Annotated in this window: 18 protein-coding genes; 2 read left to right on the plus strand and 16 right to left on the minus strand. The window is 67.5% G+C overall.

What is annotated here, in order from left to right; all coding sequences use genetic code 11:
- From eccCa to eccD, 3 genes are read right to left on the minus strand one after another with little or no spacing between them, the layout of a single operon-like run.
- Positions 1-4,053 carry a type VII secretion protein EccCa gene (gene eccCa, locus ACHQ4I_RS39130; RefSeq protein WP_420776959.1) on the minus strand — a complete coding sequence of 1,351 codons (4,053 nt, stop codon included), beginning with the start codon at positions 4,051-4,053 and terminating at the stop codon, positions 1-3.
- Positions 4,054-4,061: 8 nt separating this feature from the next.
- Positions 4,062-5,495, minus strand: coding sequence for a type VII secretion-associated serine protease mycosin (gene mycP, locus ACHQ4I_RS39135; RefSeq protein WP_420776960.1), 1,434 nt, complete (start codon positions 5,493-5,495; stop codon positions 4,062-4,064).
- Entirely contained in the window at positions 5,492-6,967 is a 1,476-nt protein-coding gene (eccD, locus tag ACHQ4I_RS39140; RefSeq protein WP_420776961.1) for a type VII secretion integral membrane protein EccD, read from the minus strand. Before eccD ends, mycP begins: the two co-directional genes overlap by 4 nt.
- Positions 6,968-7,184: 217 nt before the next feature.
- Between eccD and eccA the strand changes: the two genes are divergently transcribed.
- Complete coding sequence (gene eccA, locus ACHQ4I_RS39145) at positions 7,185-9,005, plus strand: type VII secretion AAA-ATPase EccA (RefSeq protein WP_420777087.1); 1,821 nt, start codon at positions 7,185-7,187, stop codon at positions 9,003-9,005.
- Between the two features lie 14 nt (positions 9,006-9,019).
- Here the strand turns inward: eccA and eccB are convergent, their stop codons facing one another.
- Positions 9,020-10,525: a type VII secretion protein EccB gene (eccB, locus tag ACHQ4I_RS39150; protein WP_420776962.1), complete on the minus strand. Its 1,506-nt coding sequence runs from the start codon at positions 10,523-10,525 to the stop codon at positions 9,020-9,022.
- Between the two features lie 262 nt (positions 10,526-10,787).
- Here eccB and eccE point away from each other — a divergent pair, with 262 nt between their 5' ends.
- Entirely contained in the window at positions 10,788-12,518 is a 1,731-nt protein-coding gene (eccE, locus tag ACHQ4I_RS39155; protein ID WP_420776963.1) for a type VII secretion protein EccE, read from the plus strand.
- A gap of 102 nt (positions 12,519-12,620) precedes the next feature.
- Here eccE and ACHQ4I_RS39160 read toward each other — a convergent pair whose 3' ends face one another.
- From ACHQ4I_RS39160 to ACHQ4I_RS39215, 12 genes are all read right to left on the minus strand, one after another.
- The gene (locus ACHQ4I_RS39160; RefSeq protein WP_420776964.1) at positions 12,621-12,911 is read right to left on the minus strand and encodes a hypothetical protein; all 291 of its coding nucleotides are present in this window, start codon (positions 12,909-12,911) and stop codon (positions 12,621-12,623) included.
- A gap of 48 nt (positions 12,912-12,959) precedes the next feature.
- Positions 12,960-13,262, minus strand: coding sequence for a WXG100 family type VII secretion target (locus ACHQ4I_RS39165; RefSeq protein WP_420776965.1), 303 nt, complete (start codon positions 13,260-13,262; stop codon positions 12,960-12,962).
- A 127-nt stretch (positions 13,263-13,389) separates the two neighbouring features.
- Positions 13,390-14,196: an ESX secretion-associated protein EspG gene (locus ACHQ4I_RS39170; RefSeq protein WP_420776966.1), complete on the minus strand. Its 807-nt coding sequence runs from the start codon at positions 14,194-14,196 to the stop codon at positions 13,390-13,392.
- The gene (locus ACHQ4I_RS39175; protein WP_420776967.1) at positions 14,193-15,200 is read right to left on the minus strand and encodes a PPE domain-containing protein; all 1,008 of its coding nucleotides are present in this window, start codon (positions 15,198-15,200) and stop codon (positions 14,193-14,195) included. Before ACHQ4I_RS39175 ends, ACHQ4I_RS39170 begins: the two co-directional genes overlap by 4 nt.
- Positions 15,201-15,229: 29 nt before the next feature.
- A complete protein-coding gene (locus tag ACHQ4I_RS39180; protein ID WP_420776968.1) occupies positions 15,230-15,562 on the minus strand; it encodes a PE family protein in 333 nt (110 codons plus the stop codon).
- Positions 15,563-15,585: 23 nt separating this feature from the next.
- Entirely contained in the window at positions 15,586-16,878 is a 1,293-nt protein-coding gene (locus tag ACHQ4I_RS39185) for a hypothetical protein (RefSeq protein ID WP_420776969.1), read from the minus strand.
- 2 nt (positions 16,879-16,880) lie between these two features.
- Positions 16,881-17,192: a type VII secretion target gene (locus tag ACHQ4I_RS39190; RefSeq protein ID WP_420776970.1), complete on the minus strand. Its 312-nt coding sequence runs from the start codon at positions 17,190-17,192 to the stop codon at positions 16,881-16,883.
- 135 nt (positions 17,193-17,327) lie between these two features.
- The gene (locus ACHQ4I_RS39195) at positions 17,328-17,627 is read right to left on the minus strand and encodes a YbaB/EbfC family nucleoid-associated protein (RefSeq protein ID WP_420776971.1); all 300 of its coding nucleotides are present in this window, start codon (positions 17,625-17,627) and stop codon (positions 17,328-17,330) included.
- A gap of 28 nt (positions 17,628-17,655) precedes the next feature.
- Positions 17,656-17,997, minus strand: coding sequence for a hypothetical protein (locus tag ACHQ4I_RS39200; protein ID WP_420776972.1), 342 nt, complete (start codon positions 17,995-17,997; stop codon positions 17,656-17,658).
- A gap of 33 nt (positions 17,998-18,030) precedes the next feature.
- On the minus strand, positions 18,031-18,810 hold the full coding sequence (locus ACHQ4I_RS39205; RefSeq protein WP_420776973.1) for an ESX secretion-associated protein EspG: 780 nt from the start codon (positions 18,808-18,810) through the stop codon (positions 18,031-18,033).
- Positions 18,807-20,699 (minus strand): hypothetical protein, encoded by a 1,893-nt coding sequence (locus tag ACHQ4I_RS39210; RefSeq protein WP_420776974.1) that lies wholly within the window; start codon positions 20,697-20,699, stop codon positions 18,807-18,809. Before ACHQ4I_RS39210 ends, ACHQ4I_RS39205 begins: the two co-directional genes overlap by 4 nt.
- Before the next feature lie 178 nt (positions 20,700-20,877).
- Positions 20,878-21,432 carry a hypothetical protein gene (locus tag ACHQ4I_RS39215; protein ID WP_420776975.1) on the minus strand — a complete coding sequence of 185 codons (555 nt, stop codon included), beginning with the start codon at positions 21,430-21,432 and terminating at the stop codon, positions 20,878-20,880.
- Between the last annotated feature and the right edge of the window lie 19 nt (positions 21,433-21,451).

Genomic DNA, 21,451 nt, shown 5'->3' on the forward strand with positions numbered 1-21,451 from the left:
CTACAGCGGCGGCAGATAGGCGATCTGCACCATCTCCTGACCCCGGTTGCGCGACACCAGAATGCCGCGACCGGGCGGCAGTTTCATCGGGCGGACATCGCCGATCAACTTGCCCTCGTCCTTGGGGCCGCTCATGATCAGCGCGTCGACAGAGAGGTTCTTCATGCCGCCGAGCACATTGTCGTAGAGCGCGCGCGAGACGCCGCCGGTGCGCCGGGTGACGACCAGGTGCAGACCGATATCGCGGGCCTGCGGCAGGTATTCCAGCAGTGGCAGCAGCGGATTGATGCCCGCGGTGATCATGTCGTAATCGTCGACCAGCAGGTAGATCTCGGGCCCGGTCCACCAACTGCGCTCGCGCAGCTGCTGCGGGGTGATATCGGAGCCGGGGATGCGCTTGGACATGTACCTGGCGAGTTCGTTGACCATCGGGCCGCAGGTCTGCGATGAGGTGGAGTAGCCGCCGAGATGGGCCTCGTCGACCACGCCGAGCAGGCTGCGGCGGTAGTCGATGAGGATGATCTTCGCCTGCTCCGGAGTCGCGTGCTCGGTGATGCCCATGGCGATATTGCGCAGCAGCGTGGTCTTGCCGCATTCGACGTCGGCGAAGGCCATGAAGTGCGGCTCCTGGCCGAAATCCAGGACGAACGGGTCCAATTCGTTCTCGCCGAGACCGACGAGGACCTTGGTCGGACCGAGTTCGACCTCATGCTTGCGCGCGATCGCCACGACCTCCTCGCGGCTGATCTGCTGGGGCAGCATGCGCACCTCGGGCGCGCGCCGGCCGGGGTAGAGCTGCTGCATCTGGTCCCTGGCCTGGGCGGCGCCCTCGGCCACGGTCGACGGATCGGAATCGGAATCCAGCCGCGGCAGCGCGATGAGCATGTGCAGTTCATCGGGTGTGAGACCGCGGCCGGGGCGGCCGACGGGGACGAGAGCCGCGGTGCGCCTGCCCATTTCGGAATCCGTCGGGTCGCCGAGGCGCAGCTCGATCCGGGTGCCGATCTGGTCCTTCACATTGGGGCGGATCTCGCCCCAGCGAGCCGCGCCGATGATCAAGTGGATGCCGTACGAAAGGCCTTGAGCCGCGATGGCGGTGATCTGCGGTTCGACGGCGTCGAATTCCTCACGCATGGCCTGCCAGCCGTCGATGACCAGGAAGACGTCGCCGAATTGGTCCGCGGCCAGCGGATCGTTCGGGTCGGCCGCGGTCCCGTTGATGAGCCGCGCCTCCATCTGGGAGTACTTGCGGCGCCGGAACTCCACCATGGATTCGATGCCGAGCGCGGCGAAGCGCTCCTCGCGCTGGCGCATCAGCGTGGTCAGCTCGGCGACGGTGCGGCGCACCCGATCGCCGTCCAGGCGGCCCGCGACCGAACCCACATGCGGCAGACCGGATAGACCCGCGAGGCTACCGCCACCGAAATCGAGGCAGTAGAACTGGACCTGCTCCGGGCTGTGGGTCGCCGCCGCGGCCATGACGATGGTGCGGATGGCCGTCGACTTACCGGACTGCGGACCGCCGACGACCGCGACATTGCCTTGCGCACCGGCCAATTGGATGGTCAGCACGTCGCGGCGCTGTTCGTAGGGTTTGTCGATGATGCCGATCGGCATCCACAGCTGGCCGTGCCGGTTGACCGGGGAACGCCAATCCGGGTCGGGCAGCAGCATATCCACCGTCGGCGACTCGTCCAGCGGCGGCAGCCACACCTCGTGCGCCGGACGGCCGTGTCCGGTAAGGCGTTTCACGACCACCTCGAGCAGCGTCTCGGGGACGCCGCCGCTCTGCGTTTCCGCTTCGGGCTCCGCTCCCGGCGGCGGTGGCAGATCGGGCAGTTCCATGCGCGCCGGCTGCGGGGGTTCCTGGATCTCGACCGGCGCGGCGGTGAAGACCGTCGGCGACTGACCGCCGACCACCCGGCCGTCCACCTGCCTGGTGCCGCTCGGCGAGACGTACGGCCCGGACACATAGGTCGCGTTGAACCGCAACGGGTCATCGGCATCGCTCTTGAGATAGCCGGAGCCGGGGATGCCCGGCAGGTGGTAGGCATCGGTGATGCCGAGCACTGCGCGGGATTCGTTGGCCGAGAAGGTGCGTAGACCGATGCGGTAGGACAGGTGCGAGTCCAGGCCGCGCAGCTTGTTCTCCTCGAGTCGCTGTGAGGCGAGCAGCAGGTGGACGTGCAGCGAGCGGCCCAGGCGGCCGATCATCACGAACAGGTCGGCGAAATCCGGCTTCTGCGAGAGCAATTCGGAGAACTCGTCGACGATCACGAACAGTGCCGGCAGCGGGTCGAGTGCGACACCCGCCGCGCGCGCCTTCTCGTAATCGGTGACATTGGCGAAATTGCCTGCGGCGCGCAGCAATTCCTGGCGGCGGTTCATCTCACCGGCCAGCGCGTCCTTCATGCGGTCCACCATCGAGAGTTCTTCCTCGAGGTTGGTGATGACCGCGGCGACGTGCGGCAGGGAGTCCAGACCGAGGAATGTCGCACCACCCTTGAAGTCGACGAGCACGAGGTTCAGTGCGTCCGGTGAGTGGGTGGTCACCATCGAGAGCACCAGCGTGCGTAGGAATTCGGACTTACCCGAACCCGTTGCGCCGATGCACAATCCGTGCGGACCCATACCGCTCTCGGCGGATTCCTTGATATCGATTTCGACCGGAGTGCCGTCCGGAGTGACGCCGATCGGCACCCGCAGCCGCTCGCGCGCGGTGCGCGGCCGCCACACCTTCGACGGTTCGATCTGCGCGGCGTCCGGAATCTTCAGCAGCGCCATCAATCCCGGATCGGTCCTCGTGTCGTCGCCGAGGCTGACGATCTGTGCGGCCGTCGCGATCCGGAACCGGGCCAGGCTGCGGGCGAAGGCCTCGGATTCGGCCACGCTCACCACATCGGCGGTGGCGAATTTCTCCGTGCCCGCGGCACTTTTCGCGCTCACCTCGCCATCGCCGACGACCAGTTGCAGACCGCGCCGCGCGGCGAGACCGTTCTCGGGGGCGGTCAGGTCGAGCACGGTGACCGAGTCGAGGCCCGATTCGCTGATCAGCCGCTCGGTGCCGTTGACGTAGCCGTCATCGATGATGACGACCAGATGCAATCGGCCCTGTGTCGGTTGCGGATTGCGCATGAACCGGCCGCGTTCGAGCAGTTCCGAGGCCAGCGCGGTTTCGAGTTCGGCCAGCGATCCGTACATCATCCTGGCCGAGCCCATGCCGTCGCGGACGGTCGGATGTTGCAGGTGCGGAAGCCATTTCGCCCATTCCCAGGACGGACCGTCGGGATCGGCGCAGACGATGGCCACCGCGACGTGGTCGGGTCCGTGGAATGCGGTGAGCTCCATCAGCATCGAGCGCGCCAGCATCCGCGCCTGCGCGGTGTCGCCACCGAGATTGATGGCCGGGAAGGCCCGCAACGAGACCGCCGTCGGCAGCTGGTGCACCACGGAATGGGTACGCACGAAACGGCGTAGCGCCACGGTGGAGACCGGCTCCAGATCCTCGAGCGGTCCGGTCTCCGGGCGCGCCAACTTGGTCGCCAGCCGGTGGCTGCCCACCCCCACCCGCACATGCCCGAAGTCCGGATCGTTCGGGCGGCGTTCCCACATCCGGCGGGTGCCGACCACCGACGGCAGATCGATCGGTTCCGGATGACTCCAGGCCAGCGACTCCAGCTGCTTGGTGCCGGTGCGGCGGACGTCCTTGCGCATCTGGTCCAGATACCGGAAGTAGTCCTTGCGTTCCTCGTTGAGCTCGCCCGCGCCCTTGGGGCCATTGCCCCGCATGCCGAGCATCATGCCGCCCATCGACATGAGCATCATCATCGGGAACATCATCATGAACGGGTTGGCGAGCAGGTTGCGCCCCAGCATCACCATCATCGCGATCATGCCGACGACGGCGACCACCATGATCACCGGCATCAACTTCATGATCAGCGGCCCGGGCAGTGCCCGCTGGATCTCCGGCGGCGAATTCAACGCCACCTCACCGCCCGGCGCGCGCGGCGGGGCGATGCGGGGGCGGCGCACGAAACCTTCGGTAACCATGGGTCCCTCTACAGCTCTGTCACTTCGGAGTCGAGATCGGCGGAGCCGCGCGACCGCCGGAACGGAATCGACACGGCCGCACCGAGTCCCAGCACGATCAGACAGGCGACCGAGCCGATGACCGCGACGCGGCGCGGCAGCGGATCGGGCCCGGCCGGATGCACCGGGGCCGCCATGACGCGCGGGGTGTCGGCGCCGGTGCTCACCGGCTTGTCCGGCAACTGCGCGGTGAGCGCGGCCAGTGGGTCGATCAGGCCGTGTCCGACCCGGTCGTCGCGGCCGGGACCGGGCGCGTGCGCGGTGCGGGTGATCCGCTCGATCACTTGTCCGGCGGTGAGTTCCGGGAACCGGGACCGGACGAGTGCGGCCAGTCCGGCGACATATGGCGCGGCGAAGCTGGTGCCCTGAATGGATCCGATGCCCTCCTGGGTGAGCGCGCCGTTGACCAATCCGGTGCCGCCCGGCTTGTTATCGAGCGAGACGATATTGCGCCCGATCGCGGCGGCCCCGACCCACGGACCGTGCAGTGACAATGCCGAGGGCGAGCCGTTCGGATCGATGGAGGCGACCGTCAGGACGTAGGGCTGGAACCAGGCCGGGCTGGCGATGGTCTGCACACTGTCCCAGCCGTCACCATCGTTCTGCTTCTCGCACGCGCCGCCGTTCTCCACATTGCCCGCCGCCGCGACCACCACCACATTGCGGTCGTAGGCGTACTTCACCGCGGCGCCCAGCGGAACGTCGGCGGTATCGGTTCCCGACGCGCTGCACGAGACTTCGGAGATATTGATGACGGTCGCGCCCATGTCGACGGCGCGGACCACCGAGGCGGCCAGGGCCAGCACACTGCCGTAGCCGGAGCGGACCATGGCATCGGGGGGCTGATCGCCGCCCGCGCGATCCTTGCGCTCATAGTGCGTGCTCAGCTGGCGGATGCTGAGGATCTCGGCCTCGGGTGCGACGCCTACGAAACCGTCGTCGGGGCTCGGCCGTGCGGCGATGATGCCCGCGACCAGGGTGCCGTGGCCGTCGCAGTCGGCGGTGCCGTCGGAGTCCGATACGTAGTCGCCACCGGCTTGCAGTGCGGGCAGTCGCGGATGCCGATTCACACCGGTATCGATGACCGCGACCTTTTGTCCAGCACCACGACTGAACTGCCAGGCCGCGGGCAGATCGAGCACACGCTGCGGCAGCGGCGCCTCCGCCGGGGCGCCACCGATGAGCGACAGTTCGGCGCAGACGACCTTCTGTTCGGTCGGTTCCAAGGGCGCGGGCCGACCGCTGAGCGCCTGTGCGGGTCCGAGTGCGCCCGAGTCGATCGTGGGCGGCGGGATCGCGCCGGCCGGAGCGGACCAGCCGCCGACCGCTGCGCCGAGAACCGCGGCGGCGCAGACGATTCCGGTCCCGCGCCGCCAGCCGGGCTTACTCGCCCGAGCAGTCATAGGTTCCTGGCCATCGAATACACCCCCATGATCCACAGCACCAGCGGGATCACCGCGACGATCAGCAGATATTCGATGATCTCCATGGCCCGCCGCGTCACCGGCGTCACCTCCAGGTGCGGACCGATCACGCCGAACACCACCACCGCGGCGGCGAAGGCCAGCAGCAGCACACCCGCCAGCAACAGCAGATCCGAATCGCCAAGGGCAAGACCGGTGATCAGACCGATGACGATGACGCTGCCGCCCGCGACCAGCGCACCCGCCTGCACCAGGTCGGCGAAGGAGCGCCCGCGCAGACTCACGATCACCGCGGCGACCGCGGCGAGCGTAATCCCTTGCCAGCGTGCCGATCCCAGCGGATCGGCGGCGCCGATCGCACCGACCGCCGCCGCGATGGCGCAGGCGATGAGCATGCCGGTCTGGTATTGATTGGCGGCCCTGGCCCGCTCGCCGAGTCCGGCGGCCGAGGGCAGTGCGGTCGCGCCGATCGCGCCGATGCCCTCGATGGTCGGGCGCGGTTCGTGATCGGCCGGATCGATCGCGCCGCCCGCGGTCGGCACCGGCGGAATCGGCAGCCGGGCCAGCACCGCCGCCAGCCGCGGCACCGCGGAGATCAACGTGATCGCCACGACCAGGATCGCGGCGCAGATCTTCGGCAATTCGAAGTCCCAGATCATCCGGACCAGCGCGGCGACACCGCCGAACAGCGCGACGGTCACCGCGGCCGCGGCCAGTGCGGCACCGGTCGCGGTGGCGCGATAGATGACCGCGGCGGCCACCAGCGTGACCGAGCAGCCGAGCAGCAGATGCGGACTGCCGAGGTCGCCGGGCACGAAAAGTGCTGCGCCACCGAAGAACAACAGCAGCGCGCACAGCGACAACCAGGTGGCCGTCAATTGGTCGGCGTACTTGCGTGCCGCGATCGCGGCGGCGACCGCGGTGACGATGGCCACGCCGGTCGCGAGGAACGGCGCGGCCAGCCCGCCACCGTGCGCGCGCCCGGCCGCGAGCAGCAGCAGCGACAGCAGCACCGCCGACGCCGCGGCGACCAGACCGGTCCAGCGCGCCGAATTCGGTGACCAGCCACGGAAATCGGCAGCGGTGAGCCGAGATACGGCATCGATGACATCGTCGAAGAGCGCCGGTGATTCCTTGGCGGTGACCGAGCGCAGCACCAGCAGTTCGCCGTCGAACACCTCGGCCTCGGTGAGGCTGCGGCTCGGCGCGATGGCATCACGACCCAACCGGGCCAGCGTCCAGTGTTCGGTATGCAGTGGCGTGCCGCCGTCGTCGCTCTCCACGATGTCGGGATTGCGAGATTCGATCAGCGCGACCAGATCACCGATAAATGTGGCGATCGGCACTGTCGCGGGGAGCCCCACATCGAGCTGGGTATTTCCGCCGATGACGGAGACTCGGCACAGTTCGGGTTCGGCGGCGCGGGGGCCAGCGCTCAGCGGCTCGGTCAATTGCCCGACGACCCCGGCTCTTTACGGAACGATCCAAACACTTGCGCCCAGTTTCCTGCCTGTCGAACCCTACGCACGTTGCAACCTACTGGTATCAAAACATAATGTATCCGAGCGGTTGTGCACATGCGATCGGTAAGCTGGCCGGAAGGTGAACGCGGGCAATCGCTCAACAAAAAAACTATAGCTCCAACCAAGACTTCGGGGTTTGACAGCAATGACCGGCAACCGCCAAGCACAACGGGCCTTCGACGCCGGAATCCTGTCGCTGGGCCTGACCATCGACGGACAGGAATCGGCTCGCGATCTCGAGTACGCGAAACTGGCTTTCCAGCGTGCCACCGAGTGGGATCCGACCATGTGCGACGCCTGGCTGGGCCGGGCCGCGGCGGGTGAGGTCACCGCCGAGGTGCTCTACAACCTGCACAAGAACAGTGGGACAACGCTTTACCGCGAGCAGCGGCGGCTCGGGCTGCCGCAGCGGGCACTGGCCGGGCGGTTCCTGGCCGGGTTGTACATCGACTACCCGCTGGCCAGCTACACCGAGATCTGGCTGGCCCAAGCGGCACAGCTGATTTCGGAGAAGCAGTACGACGAGGCCGAGCGGGTGCTCGACGAACTCGCCACGCACCGCGCCTCGATGCTCTCGGATACCGATCGCGAGATCGACGATCGGATCTGCGCGTATATCCGTGGCGTACTGCATTTCAACACCCAGCGCTGGCCCGATGTGATGGCGGTGCTCGCCGGATCCGCCGAATGGGACGACCCGTATCTGGGGGCGGGCGCACACGTGATGGTCGGTTCGGCCTGCGCCCAGCTCGGTCTGTTCGGCGAGGCCATCCGACGCATGGAACAGGCCGAGGCGGGCCCGATCCCGGCGGCGCGCACGACCGCCATGTTCTGCCGCGGCCTGTGCCTGCGCGAGACCGGCAAGGAGGCCGAGGCGCAGGCCCTGTTCGAGAAGGTGTATTCGCAGGCACCGGATTTCGCCGCGAATACCGCCGCCATGCGCGATCGCACCTACCGGCTCACGGTGACCACCAAGGAGTCGATCGACGCACGCACCGACCGCTGGGATCCGGCCTCCGCGCCCTCGGTAGAGGCGATGCAGACCGCCGACGCCGAGGACCGCGCCAAGAAGATCCTGGCCGACGCGCGCGCCGAATTGGATAAGCAGATCGGCCTCGAATCGGTGAAAACGCAGGTGGCGAAGCTGCAGGCGACCGCGCAGCTGGCCAAGATCCGGGCCGAGAAGGGCATGGCCAGCATGGCCCGCGGCAACCACCTGGCGTTCACCGGTCCGCCCGGCACCGGTAAGACGACCATTGCTCGTGTGGTGGCCAAAATCTATTGCGGCGTGGGCCTTCTCAAGACCGATAAGGTCGTCGAGGCCAAGCGCGTGGACTTCGTCAGCCAGAATCTCGGCGGCACCGCGATCAAGACCGACAAGCTGATCGATACCGCGATGGACGGCGTGCTGTTCATCGACGAGGCGTACACGCTGATCCAGACCGGTCTGCAGGGCGGCGACGCCTTCGGTCGCGAGGCGGTCGATACCCTGCTGGCCAGGATGGAGAACGACCGCGACCGGCTGGTGGTGATCATCGCGGGCTACGACGGCGAGATCGACCGGCTGCTCGCCGCGAACGACGGTCTGGCTTCACGATTCGCCAAGCGGCTGCAGTTCCCCTCCTACACCCCGACCGAACTCGGTCAGATCGGCAGCCTGATCGCGCAGGCGCGCGATTCCGAGTTGTCCGACGGGGCGATGGAATTGCTGATCGAGGCGTGCGGGCGGCTGTACGAGGCCGAGCGCGTCGATCAGAGCGGGCAGCCGCGCCGCGGCATCGATCTCGCGGGCAACGGCCGATTCGTGCGCAATATCATCGAATCCGCCGAGGAGGAGCGCGAGTTCCGCCTGGCCAATGACGATTCGCTGGATCTGAGCGCGGTGGACGAGACGGTGCTGATGCGCATCGAGGCGCCGGATATGCAGGCGGCGCTCAGCGGTGTGCTTGCGTCGCTGGGCGTTTAGACTCCCGGGCCGAATCAGTTTCCGATGGGCAGAATGTCGTGCTTGACCAGCGCGTCGTTCTTGGACAGCGTCGGCCCGGGCACCAGTTGGCCGATGATCGACCAGGGGGCCAGCCGCGGCTCATCGCCCAAGCCCAGCACCTTGGCGGTGGCGACGTCCGGGATGCCGTAGCGAATTCCATTGTCCGCCACGTAGAACAGGCCGCCCCGGCGCAAACTGCCCGACTCGGTTCCGGTCACCTGGACGAACTCCCCCGATGCCGGTGGGATGTAGACGGAATCGACCCGATCGCCGGTCCCGTCGGAGGTGGCCAAGCTCACCGGTTGGGCCGAACCCGGCAGCGGCACGCGGTTGCCCGCGAGCAGGCTGATGGCGGAACGGTCGGCCGGACTTTCGGTCGCGTCGTTATCGGGCGCGCGGCCCTTCGCCCAGCTCAGACAGGTGACCGGGGCATCCTCGGCGGACAGGATCTTCGGGGTGTTCGCCGGGAAGTGGTCCAGGGCGAGCCGGTGCAGCACCGGCATATTCGTCAGCACGTCCGGCGGTTCCGCCTTGATCTCGCGCATGCCTTGGGAATTCGCGGTGCGAATGACCTGCGCGGCGAAATCGGTGATGGGCTGCACGCCGTCGGCGAGCACCACGTACAGCTGGGCCTGATCGGTGCGGCCCATGCCGCCGACAGCGATGACACCGCCGACCGGCACATCGGAAAGCTTTGCCGGACCGGGCTGTCCGGCCTGCGGGATATCCGGCACGGCCAGCGGCGGAACCGCGATCGCGGCATCCAGCAGGCCGGTGCCGACCGGCCGCGGCTTATGCCCGGCCAGGCTCAGTGAACGGGCCAGCACCGAATTGCCCGGATCGACCTCGGCGCGTTTGCCGTCGTAGATCAGATAGGTCTTGTCGTTGCGTCGCACCAGCAGCGCGTCCGATGGGGCCAGGGCCCGAACGCGTTCGTCCAGTTGGGGTTTGCCCGCGAAGATCGCGGTTTCGACGCCGGTCGCCGCGGCCGCGCTGCCGGTGACCGAGAGCTGCACCGTCTCGCACAGCGACCAGTCGGAGCGACCCCCCTGCTTCGAACCCGGCAGTGCCGCAGGCGCTCCCGGAATGCCGAGCAGCGGGCCGCGCGGCATCGAGGAGAGCTTCGCGTCCTTGACCGACTTCGGTGCTTCGTTGCTGCCGCTGATCAGGCGGGCGGAGGCCAGGTTGAGCACCGGATGCAGGCGCTTATCGCCCTTCTTGTCCTCGGACTCGGCCACCACCACATATAAAGCGCCGCTGTCCTTTCCGATCACGATATTCGCGTCGCCGATCGAGCCCTGCGGACGCAGGAACGCCAGGATGGCCGATCCGGCCACCACGAGCAGACCCAGGACCGCACCGACGACCAGTGAACGCAACTGAGATCGCATGGGATCGTGCAGCATCCGGACATCGCGCCGGACCAGCGCGTGATCGAGCCGCCGCAGCAGAAAACGGTAGCCGTTGACCTGAGCCTTGGTGGTCAGCTGAGCAGGCACATGGTCTCCATCGAACTACGACAAGGAACAGGATAATTACAGTATCGTTCGGCGCGTCCATGTCAATCCAGCGACAATTCAGCAAACCGGTGCTATCCGTGGCTACTACCGGCCGGCCGCTCGAAAAGGATCGGTCACGGACTCGCGTGCGGCACGGTAGTGTTATCGCAATACTGGTCTGATTATCGTGGATGGGGCTGTGAACAAACGCGATACCGACTCCGGAGCGAACTCGGGTAAAGAAACCGGAAACGAAAACTCCGTGAACACGACGCATACAGCGTTACGTGATCCGGAATTCTGGCTGCTGCGCCAAATCCCTTTGCGACTGATGATTCCGCTCGCGCTGTTGGCCGCGACCGCGGCCTGGATCGCCACCGCCTGCCATGCACCGACCCTCGCCGTCATAGCCGTCGGCGCGGTTGTCCTCATTGTCGGCGCTGTCCCGGTGCGGCGGCGTGAACCGCGCAATATCGTCGGAATTCTGGCGCGCGCGATCGCATTCCGGTGGCGCCGCACCCGGCCCGGCCCCGCCGATACCGGCCAGGCCGCCTTCGACGTGCCGCTGCCCGAGGGCGGCAGTTACGGCGTGCGCTGGGACGGCAATCTGCTGCTCACCATGTTGCGCATCGATCCGCCGCCGGACGCGCTGACCCTGTTGCGGCGCGGCTCGCTGTCCACCGACCAGGTGCTTCCACTCACCGAAATCGGCCGCTGCCTCAGTCAATTCGATATCAACCTGGCCTCCATCGATGTGATCAGCACCGGCGCGCGGACCGCGGGCGGCGGCCCGGTGGCCCAGCTCTACGACCGCATCCTGGGCCCGCTGCCCGCCATCGCGCACCGCACGGTGTGGCTGGTGCTGCGACTGGATCCGCTCGCCAATGCCGAGGCCGTGGACAATCGCGGCGGTGGCGGCGCGGGTGCGCTGCGCACCGCGATCATCGCGACCCGTCGGGTGGCCAATCGACTCGCCGCCCGCGACATTTCGGTATCGGTGCTGACCGCGACCGAAATGAACAGCGCGGTGCGCCAGCTCACCCGCGGCATCGCACTGGACGGATTCGTCGAAACCCCGAAGTCGCTTGTGCACCAGGGCATCCACCTGACCAGCTACGAGATCGGCCCGGAGCTGATCGGATCGCGCGGCTTCGCCGATATCTGGGCGACGCCGAGCCTGACCACCACGGTGACCGTGCGCCTGCGGCCGGGTGCGCGACGGCCCGGCGACGGTCGCGAACCCACCTCCCCGCCGATCACGCTGGGTGCGCTGGTTCGGTTCGACACCGCGGCCGAACCCGTCGAGCCGCCCGTGCCCGGCCTGCGCACCCTGCCGGGTGAGCAGTTCCGCGCCCTGCTCGACTGCCTGCCCGCTCGCACCGCTCGGCGCGACGGCGACAGTGCTGGTGATTACCGCGGCCCACTCGCCGCGCTCGACGGTATCGCGGTGCCCACCGCCGGATGCGGTCAGCTGATCGGCGCCGACAATATCGGTCAGGGCATCGCGGTGCCGCTGATCGGCGACGGCACCCGGCATCTCGAGGTCATCGGACGGCTGGATCTGGCCCAGCAGGTCATCCTGCGCGCGATCGCACTCGGGGCGCACACCGTCGTGCACACCGACCGACCCGAGGCCTGGCAGTCCATGGTCGCGAATGTCGGTGCGCCGCATTCGCTTTCGCTCGCGCCGCGATTCGCCGGTGCGGTTCATCATGTCGCGCCGCCGCAGCCGGGCGGGCCCATTCCCGCCGCGACCGTCGTGGTGTTCGACGGCATCGCCCCCACCGCGCTGACCGGTGGCGCGACCATCGTGCACGTCCGCGCGCCCGAACAGCCCGATGGGCAGTTCGACGCCGATATCGTTCTGGTGCAGGATATTTCGGCTCCCAACCTGATCACGGTGCGGACCTCGACGGCAAGTGCGACGGTCAATATGGTCACCACCCCGGACGAAATGCGCTACATCGGCGAATCCCTCGCCGCGGCACGGTAATCCGAACCGAATACGGCCGGTCCGCGAGCGCAGCGCTTGCGGACCGGCCGTATGAGGGCTGACCTTTTCGAGCGACCCGCAAAGCGATCGCTACGGCGAGGCTCAGGCTCCGAAGCCGTCACCGATCTTGCCGTCGGTGCCGAGCGCACGGTGCAGCGAGTTCTCCACGGCCGCCGCGACGTTGTTGAGCGAGGTGAGCGTGTCACCGTACTCGTTGTGCCAGGCGTCGTAGACCTGCTTGAAGCTGGCGTGGGCCACGTTGCCCTCCCACGCCACCTTGAGCACGCCGCCCGCGTCCTCCATATCGCTGCCGTACTTGACCAGGTCGCCGTGCAGGGTGACCAGGTCGTTGTACAGGGCCATCATCGGGCCCTTGGAGTATGCCATCGTCATGGTGATTACCTCCGATTCGAAGACTAATTGTTGTTGCGGCGCAATCGATTACAGGCTGATGTGCTGGAAACCCTCTTGGTTCTCCTGCTCCATCTGGAGGTACTGCTGGGTACCGTGACCGACCTGCTCGGTAATGGCGTTGAGCTTCTTGTGCAGCTCCTGGGAGTGCTGGGCCCAGTTGGTGGAGGCCGCGACGAACGCCGCCTTCGCATCGCCTTCCCAGTGGGTCGCCGCGGCGACCTCGTCGTCGATCTTCTTCAGCGTGCGCTGCATGTTGTCGACCGCCGCGGCCATGAACTCCTCGGCCTTCTTGGCGGTCGCTTCTTCTACGTGTACACCTTCACCACTCATCGTGGATACCTCTCGTGTAGTGATTCCAATGCCCGGAAACGATGTCGGATGACACCGCCGGAAGGTTGGCGGCTTCCCGGTCGCGATCGCTTGCGGGTCGCTCGAAAGGTCAGCACGCCCTCAGGGTCTACTGCGGAAGCCACCTTCCCCCGGGCAATGATTCGATCAGTGCCGAAATCGCCTGCGCGATACGGTGATCGGTGCCCGGTGTCACCGTGGACCAGACCTGCTGATCCGCAGCAATACCGGGCGCGGCCACAATGCGACCGCGTCCGGTGTCATAGACCGCGACCGCGCCGGGCGGCCGGGTGGTCGTGCCGTCGAGATGGGCGTAGGCCACGATCTCGGCGAAGGCATGGCAGGCGGCGAAGGCCAGCCCGTAGGCGGTGGCGTCGCGGTCGGCGACGCCGAGGGCATAGACCGCGTCCGCGTAATCCGCGGAGGTCTGCGCCGCCGCTAGCCGCTCGCTCAATTCGGTCGACAATGCACTGAAATTGACGACCTCCGCAGGTGTTGCCGGGCCGAGCACGTCGAGCAGCGGACGCACCAACGCCTCGCCGGATCCGTCCGCCCAGACCGTGCGCACATCGAAGGTGTCGCCGGTGCGCACCGCGACGGCATGGTGTTCGCCGCGGCGGGCCAGACAGATTCGGGTCACCACGGGCGTCGCATCGGGCGCGGCGTGGTAGATCCGAGCGACCAGCTCGCGATCGGGCTGAGCCAGGATGAACATGGCATCGGCCAGATCCGGTTCGACATCTCCTTCGGCGTCGAGCACGCCCGCGCCGACCAGTTCGGCCACCGCTCGCTGCTGCGCCGCGGCCCATTCGTCGAACGAATCCTGTTGCGGCCCAACCGATAGCACCAGTGGCAGGGTTTGGACGCCGAGCCGTTCGGCGATCGCGAGCAGGCCGTCGTTGGTCATGATGGTCATCCGGCGCCTCCCGATGCCGTCTGGCCTCCCGATGCCGTCTGACCGGTGGTCGTTGCGGCGGGCGCCTCGGGCGCACCGAGTACGGCCGGCGCGGAGACGATGCCGAGATCGGCGCCGATGGCGTCGCCGGTCACCGCACCCGCGCGCGGCGCGTACTCCTCGTCCTCGCTCGCGGCGGCCGTTCCCATCGCACCCGGAACCATCGGCAGCGCACTGGAACTCGCGCTGGAGGTCGAAACCGGTTGCGGTGTGGTCATTTCCACCGGCTGGGGCGCTTCAGCGAAGACCGGTGCGCGGTAGGGCTGCAGCTTGGCGGGCGTCGCAAAGGCACCGATCCCGCCCGGCATGAACATTCCGGGCGTGACACCGGGCAGCGCTGGCATGGCCGATGCCGATGCCGCGGATGCCGTCGCGCCCGCCTCTTCGGCCGCCAGCGCCGCGGGCGTGGCGATCACCGGCGGATCCTGCTGAATCCACGGTGTCGCGAGCGGTTCGGTCGCGGCTTCATAGGTCTGCATCACCCGCGAGGCCGCCGCCTTCGCCATATCGGCGTCGGCATCGGCGTCCGCCGCGACCGCCTTGATCGGTGCGCCGAGCGCGCCGCCGATCGATTCGAGCATCCGCTGCACCGCCTGGATGGCCTGGATCTCGGTGGTGTGCGGCATGGTCAGCCGGGCCAATTCGTATGCCGCGGCCTGCGTTTCGGCGCGCACGGCGTTATCGGCCGCGGCCGTCGCGGCATCGGCGAGCCAGTCGCGCAGCATCGAGATCCGGTCCAGCACCGGACCACTCGTGCTCGACTGCCACGCACCGCGCATCGACGCGACGATCAGTTCGTATTCGGCAACCGCCGTACCGAAACCGGCGGCCAACCGGGCCCACGCGGCACCGGCCTCGGCCATCGGTACCGCGCCGGGACCGGTGGACAGTTCGCGCGCCAACCGATCCGGCTCGCGCGCGCCCCAGACCACACCGGTGAAACCGGGCTGCGGTGGTTCGATCATTGTTGCTCCGTGTCGTTTTCGCTCTGGTCTCAGGCCGCGCCGGAGACGCCGAAGTCGGCCACGCTGTCGTTCTCGGCGCGACCGAATTGCGCGGCCTGCGAGCGCAGCGTCGCCGCCAGCTTCCGCAGTTCCACGATTCCGGCCGCCGCACTCTGGCCGTAGGAGCCGGCGACGTCGTTCATCGTCTGCGCCGCACGCACCGACACCTCGTCGGCACCGGCGGGCGGCACCGTCAGCGCGGGCGCGCCCTCCCGCAACTCCGCCTCCATCCGGGCCGCCAGTCCGTCGAGCCGGGCCGCCGCGTCACGAGCCGCCGCCGGATCGAACAGCACACCATCGAAATCCCCACCGCCGCTTGCCATCGCAACCTCCTGAATTCGAACCGTTAGAGGGTGAGTTCCTTATCGGGTGGTGGCTCCGAAATTTGTTCGGCCGCGCCGACCACCGGCAGCGAGACCCCTTCGATCGGGCCGACGACCTCTTCGCCGTGTTCGGCATTGACCAGGAAGCTCGGCATATCGCCGCCCGCATCCCCCGCCCCGCGCGCACCGGCCGTGCCCGCGGCGCCGCCGTAGGGCATCATGCCGGGACTGCCCGGAGCACCCGTCGAGCCGCGCACCGCGGCGGCGGGTTCCACGGCGGCGGAACCACTTCCGGACGCGCCGAAACCGGTGACACCGCTGAGTCCGGCGGCGCGCGGACCGGTCCACGGGCTCAATGGCGTCGCCACGGGTGCCGCCCCGATCCCGCCGACACCGACACCCCCACCGCCGCCCCCGACACCACCCGCGCCGCCGTGCTCGGCCGCTTCCTTCTCCTTGGCCTCGCGCTCCCGCTGTTCCTTCGCGATGGTGTCGGCCTGCAGTTTCTGGGCCTGCGTGGCCTGGGTGGCGGCCTGGGTGAGCGTCTGCGCGCCGGTCTGCGCCATGGTCATCAGTGGGGTGAGCATCTGCATCACCTGCTGCATCGAGTCGACGCCCTTGGGCGCGTTGGTGACCTTGACCTTCTTGCCGGCGGCGGTCATATTCGCCGAATGCGCGGTCATCTCGATCCGCGTCTTGGTCACCACCGCGACGCCCTCGGTGATCGCCTCCACCGTCGCCGCCGCGATAAACGCCTGTCCGCCACCGGTGGCCAGCCACGGCGAGGCGGCGGTCACCGTGGCCATGTACTTGGCGATGACGGCCGCGAGCAGTGCGCCGCCGGTCGCCACCGAGGTCGCGCCGCCGACCAGCGTCGCCTTCTCCTGCGCGCTCTGGGTGGCCAGTTCCGCGCCGTTCTCCGCGGCCTGCGCGCCCTTGTTCGCCGCCTGCATCGCGGCCAATCCCTGCCACAGCGACATCACGGTCTGCAGCGCCTGGGTGCCGAGCTGGATAGCGGTCTGCGCGGCCTGGGCGGTATCGGAGAGCACCTTGGTCGGGTCGGGTCCACCGCCCGCGCTCGCGCCGAGGGTTCCGGTGCCGAAACCGCTCGCCATATCGGTGAGCGGCCGGGCCAGGGCGGCCAGATCGATCACCGGCAGCGGCGGCAGTTCGGGCAGCGGCGGCAGGCCGGACAGGTCGGGCAGTGGCCCGAGGCCCATGTCCTTCAGTATGTCGTTGACCGGCCGATCCACCAGCGGCGCAAGGGCACTGCCGCGCAGCAGATCGACGATCGACGGGTCTAGCGGCGCGTTCATTATCAGACGCCAGCAGCGCCGAATTCGGTGCCGGATGCCGCCTCGGCCGCCTCATAGGCGGCGGCGCCCTCGTGCGCGGTCAGCGCGGTACCCGCGTGCACACCGGCCAGTTCGAACACCGAACTCACGTGATTGGACTGCGCGTAGGCGAATGCCATCAGGAAATCCTGACCGATCAAACCGAATACCGGCGCGGCCGCCGCCACGGTCGCCACCTGATCGAATGCCCCCGCCGTTGCGACGCCGGTCGCCATCGCCACCGCCGCATCCCCGTACGCGCGAATCGCATCAGGCGTTGCTACGAGTTCGCTCATCGTAATCCCCGATCCAGTAACGCAATTGACCAACTCATAGAACCTATCAATCAAACTGCAAAGCCCGAAAGCAATTTTGCACAAACTTAAGGTTCTTGACATAAGTTCTACGTGGACGGCGTGAACGACAAGTGTCTACTCGGCAACTTCCTCGTTGAACGCGATGACCAGTTCGCTACGCCGTTCGAACGCCGCGCACACCGCCGCGGTCGCGGTCGCCACCAGCGTCGACTCGAACTCCGCCGGCGTCATCGTCGAAATAGCTTGGGAGAACTGCAGATCCAGCAACGTTCCGTTGCCGTCGACCTCCACCGTGATGGATCCGTCCGGCGCCGTCTCGCGGCCGCGCACCCCGGCCATATCGTCGGTCAGATCCCGAATTCGGTACAGCCGCCGCTGCACGCTGGCCATCAGTTCGTCCATGGTCTCGTACATGGTGAAAGCTCCTCTCGCACAACGGTGACTACACCTGGCGCAACCAGCTGTCCGGCTCGGTCTCGTAGTCCTGCTCCTCGGCAAACTCCTGGCGCGCAACCTCTTCCGACGTCGGCAACCCGGTCAGCGCCAGCATGTCGGCGGGAACTCCGGCCGCCGCCAACTCGGCCCTGCGCGCCATTCCGGCCCGGTTGGCTGCCTGCTTGCACAGCCGCAGCACCTCCGCCGCGAGACCATGCGGATCCCGCTTCAGCTCAGCGGGTTCGATCGAAATGCCAAGCGGCAGACCTTGTTCCGTGGTGCGCACCGAGATCGCGCCGCTGCGCGAGGTCGCGGTCCATTCGACCGGCTGTGACTGTCCGTCGCCCATCGTTTCACCTCCGAGTCCGAGTACTGCTCCGGCTCAAGCTCGTTCGTCCTTGATCGCCCGAACCACCTCGGCGATCCGGGTATTGATCACCGTCGTCATGCGCTTGGCATCGACTCCGATTGCTACCGGCGGATTTTGGTCGTCGATGACGTAGCGCCCGTCATCCACCAGATCTCGCCAGGCGAGCTGGTGCCTGGTGATACCCCGTGGTCCGAATCTGGAGTGCCCCTGGATCACGTTGATCAGCCCGATCATCGAAACGGGTTCGTCCAGAAACGCCTTGGCGCGGTGTCCGGCCTCATCCTCGAACGAATCGAAGATCTCGGACCGACCGTAGGAATAGTCCGTATCATCCTCGTCGTCGAGCCCGGCCAGCACCACCTGAGCGCGGCCGCCGGGATCGCTCTTCGGCAGCGCGTCGACAACGGCGTCGGCCAGGGCTACCGCCTCGCATTCGGTGAATACGTAGCCGCCGCTGTGCCTTACGGTTTCGCCGGGCAGCTGGGTCACCAGCACGGCTTGTCCGCCGCGGCGGGCCGCCAGCAGGCGGACACATCCCTGTGGATTCTCGGGATCCCGTGCGTCCCATCCGGCGACCTCGAGTCGAATATCGCAACTCGACAACATCCGCAGCACATCCCACTTCGACTCGTCCAGCTCCGACCGCAGCCGTTGCCGCACTTCCTGCTGCTCGCGCAGGTAGTCGTTCCACAGCGGCGTCCGGCTGGTGAAGATGAAGGGGTACGGCAGGCTGTCCTCCTTCAAATCCGCCCAGGCGGATACGAATTCCAGATCAGTGAGCCGCCAGCTCATTTCTCCACAACCGGTTTGACCACCACCGGCGCATCACCGAGCGCCTCCTCGATGTGCTCGACCGAGTCGAGGTAGGCGGCGCGCTTGTGCTCCTTCTGCCCGTGACCGGCGCCGTGGCCCGCGGGGCCCATACCACCGGGCGAGCCCGGCTGGCCGGTGCTCGCGATGCCCGCGCGGCTCGCGATCGCGGCCCCGGCCGCCTCGGCCCCCACCGCCCGCGGGAACAGCTTCGAATTCTGCAGGCTGTTGGGCGAAAGGCCCGCGCCCGCACCGCCACCCGCGCCGCCGCCCGCGCCACCACCCTTGCCGAGACCGGCGCCGCCGCCGCCCGCCTTGAGCGCGTCCTTGCCCAAGCCCGACAGCGCCGAGGGCAGGCCCGCCAGCCCTGCGGACTGCATATCCTTCGCCGCCGCGGCCTGCGCCTGCTGGGCGGCCTGCGATGCCTGGTCCATCGCCTGCTTCACGCCGTCCATGCCCTGCTGCGCGGCCTGCTTGGCTTGTTCGGCCGCCTGCTGAGCCGCTTGCTGCTGTTGTTCGGCCGCGCGCTGGGCCGCGGCTTGCTGCTCGGCCTGCTGTTGCTGCCGCTCGTAGTCCGCCTGCTGTTGCTTGGCGCGCTGCTCGGCCTCCTGCTGCGCCTTCGCGAGCTCTTGGCGCTGGGCGGCGGCCGCCTGCTGAGCGCGTTGGAGGGCCGCTGTCTGCGCTGCTGTCTGCGCGGCCGTCGGCTGAGTGCCGCTGGGGGACGTGCCGGGGCCGGTCGGGCCGGTGTTCGTCGGGGTTTTGCCGTTGGTCGGACTCGTCGGGAACGGCAGCGTCGGCACGGAACCGTCGGATTCGGGAAGCCCGATCAGGTAGGTGTTCTTGAAGTTCTCCCGATAGATCGGGGTTTGATCCGGGTAGGCGGTATTCGGCGGCGGATTGCCGCCGCCGGGAGCCGTGATAACGGGTCCTTTCGGAGCCGCTGGTGTCTGCCCGGATACATCCGGGCCGGTCGGCATGCTGGTCTTGGTCAGGCGGAGCCAACCAGCCGTGTAGGACAGGTTGTATTCCATGACCTTCATTTGCGTTCGGAGGTTCTGGGTGTCCTTCACGTACGCCTCGGTGGCACTACGCGCACCTGCCGCGCCGGCGCCACCCCACTTATCCCCGTTCGCGACCGCGCCCACCTTATTGTTCAACGTCTGGAAGACGCCTTCGAGCTCGCCCGCCATCCACTTCCAGTTACCGGCTTGGCGACCCGGAGTCTCGTAGTCGATCTCTGTTCCGAGGGTCCGGAAACGTTCATAGCCCCAGCTGTCCGGGTTCTCCCCCTCGGCGGGCACGCCGGCGAATTTGGGGCCGGAATAACTCTTCAGGTCGCCAGGAAGGGCTCCGACGCTGGAGCCGTTGGGATTGCCGTTGGCGTTCTTGATCTTTCCCGCCTTCAGGTTGTCCCAACCGGTGAAACCGGCCTGCACGTACTCCGATTCGATCTTGCTGGGATCGGACTGGAAACTGCCCGGTTTCGTGGTCCGCGGCGGGATCTTGGACAGTCGCTGCAGCTGATCGAATTCCTCTTTGCCCGCCAACTCGGCCTTGATGTAGGCCCGGCGCGCGGCGATCAGGGTGTCGGCCAGGTCGTAGTGAATGTCCAAGTGCGCCTTCAGGATGTCACCGAGGGTGTTCGCACTGGTGACGTACTTCTGCGCGAGAGTATTGCTGGATCCCAGGCTCGGGGCGAACGCCTTGACGTCGTTCATGCGGTCGATATAGGCCTTCAACGCGAGAAGTCGGCCGATCGACGCGTCACACGCGCTGACCAACTCCTCGATCGCCCCCTCCTTCAGAGTGAGGTGCCCATCCGCGGCCTGCCCCTTGAGCGAACTCCAGGACGGAATATCGTTCGGCGCCATTGGTCAACTCCTACCTAGCCAACCCTCGTCCACACACACATCATGCCGATCATCCCATGAGCCGCGTGAACGGTCGGTGTCCTCATCATGAATCATCCTCGCGTGCTTCGGCTTACGTGGCGCTCCGCGGCGCGAACTCCTTAAGGGACGGTAAAGACTTCGCGGCCTGCACTTCGGGCTACCATTTGGTGAACTCCGTGGCGTAGTAGTCGCGAATGGCCTCTAGACGTTCGCGCTGGAATCGGCCGGGTTCCTGGGCGCGCACCGATTGCCCCTCTGGTGAGGTGAAGGCGTCGGCGGGCACCTGGTCCGCGTCCGACGGGATGAACTTCAGCACCTCCTCGACCGCGGCCAGCGCGGTGGCCACCGTGTGCTTGGCCGACCTGCGTTGCCCGGCGTCGAATCCCGAGTCATCGGTCGGGACGCGCCGACCGAGATCGTCGGCGTACCAGAGCCAGATGCCGGGATCGATCAGTTCGGAGGGTTCGCCGCCGCCGAAGCGGACGGTCGACGCGGGCGGCGGCAGAATCTGTTCGGGCAGCCGGAATTCGTAGCTGCGTTCGAGGCCGCAGTGCGGACATTCGCCGGTGTAGCGACTGGCCAGCACACCGTCCAGGCTGACCACCGAACTGCGGAATTTGCAGCGCGGCTCACCGCAATTCGGGCACGGCTGCAGCTCGAGGTACAGGTGCGCCTCGGCATTGGTGCGGGCCAGCGGTAACAGCGTTGGCACGGTTGTCCTTTCGTTTCGG

Origin of the sequence: Nocardia nepalensis (assembly GCF_048910785.1) — a bacterium.
GTDB classification, from domain to species: domain Bacteria; phylum Actinomycetota; class Actinomycetes; order Mycobacteriales; family Mycobacteriaceae; genus Nocardia; species Nocardia nepalensis.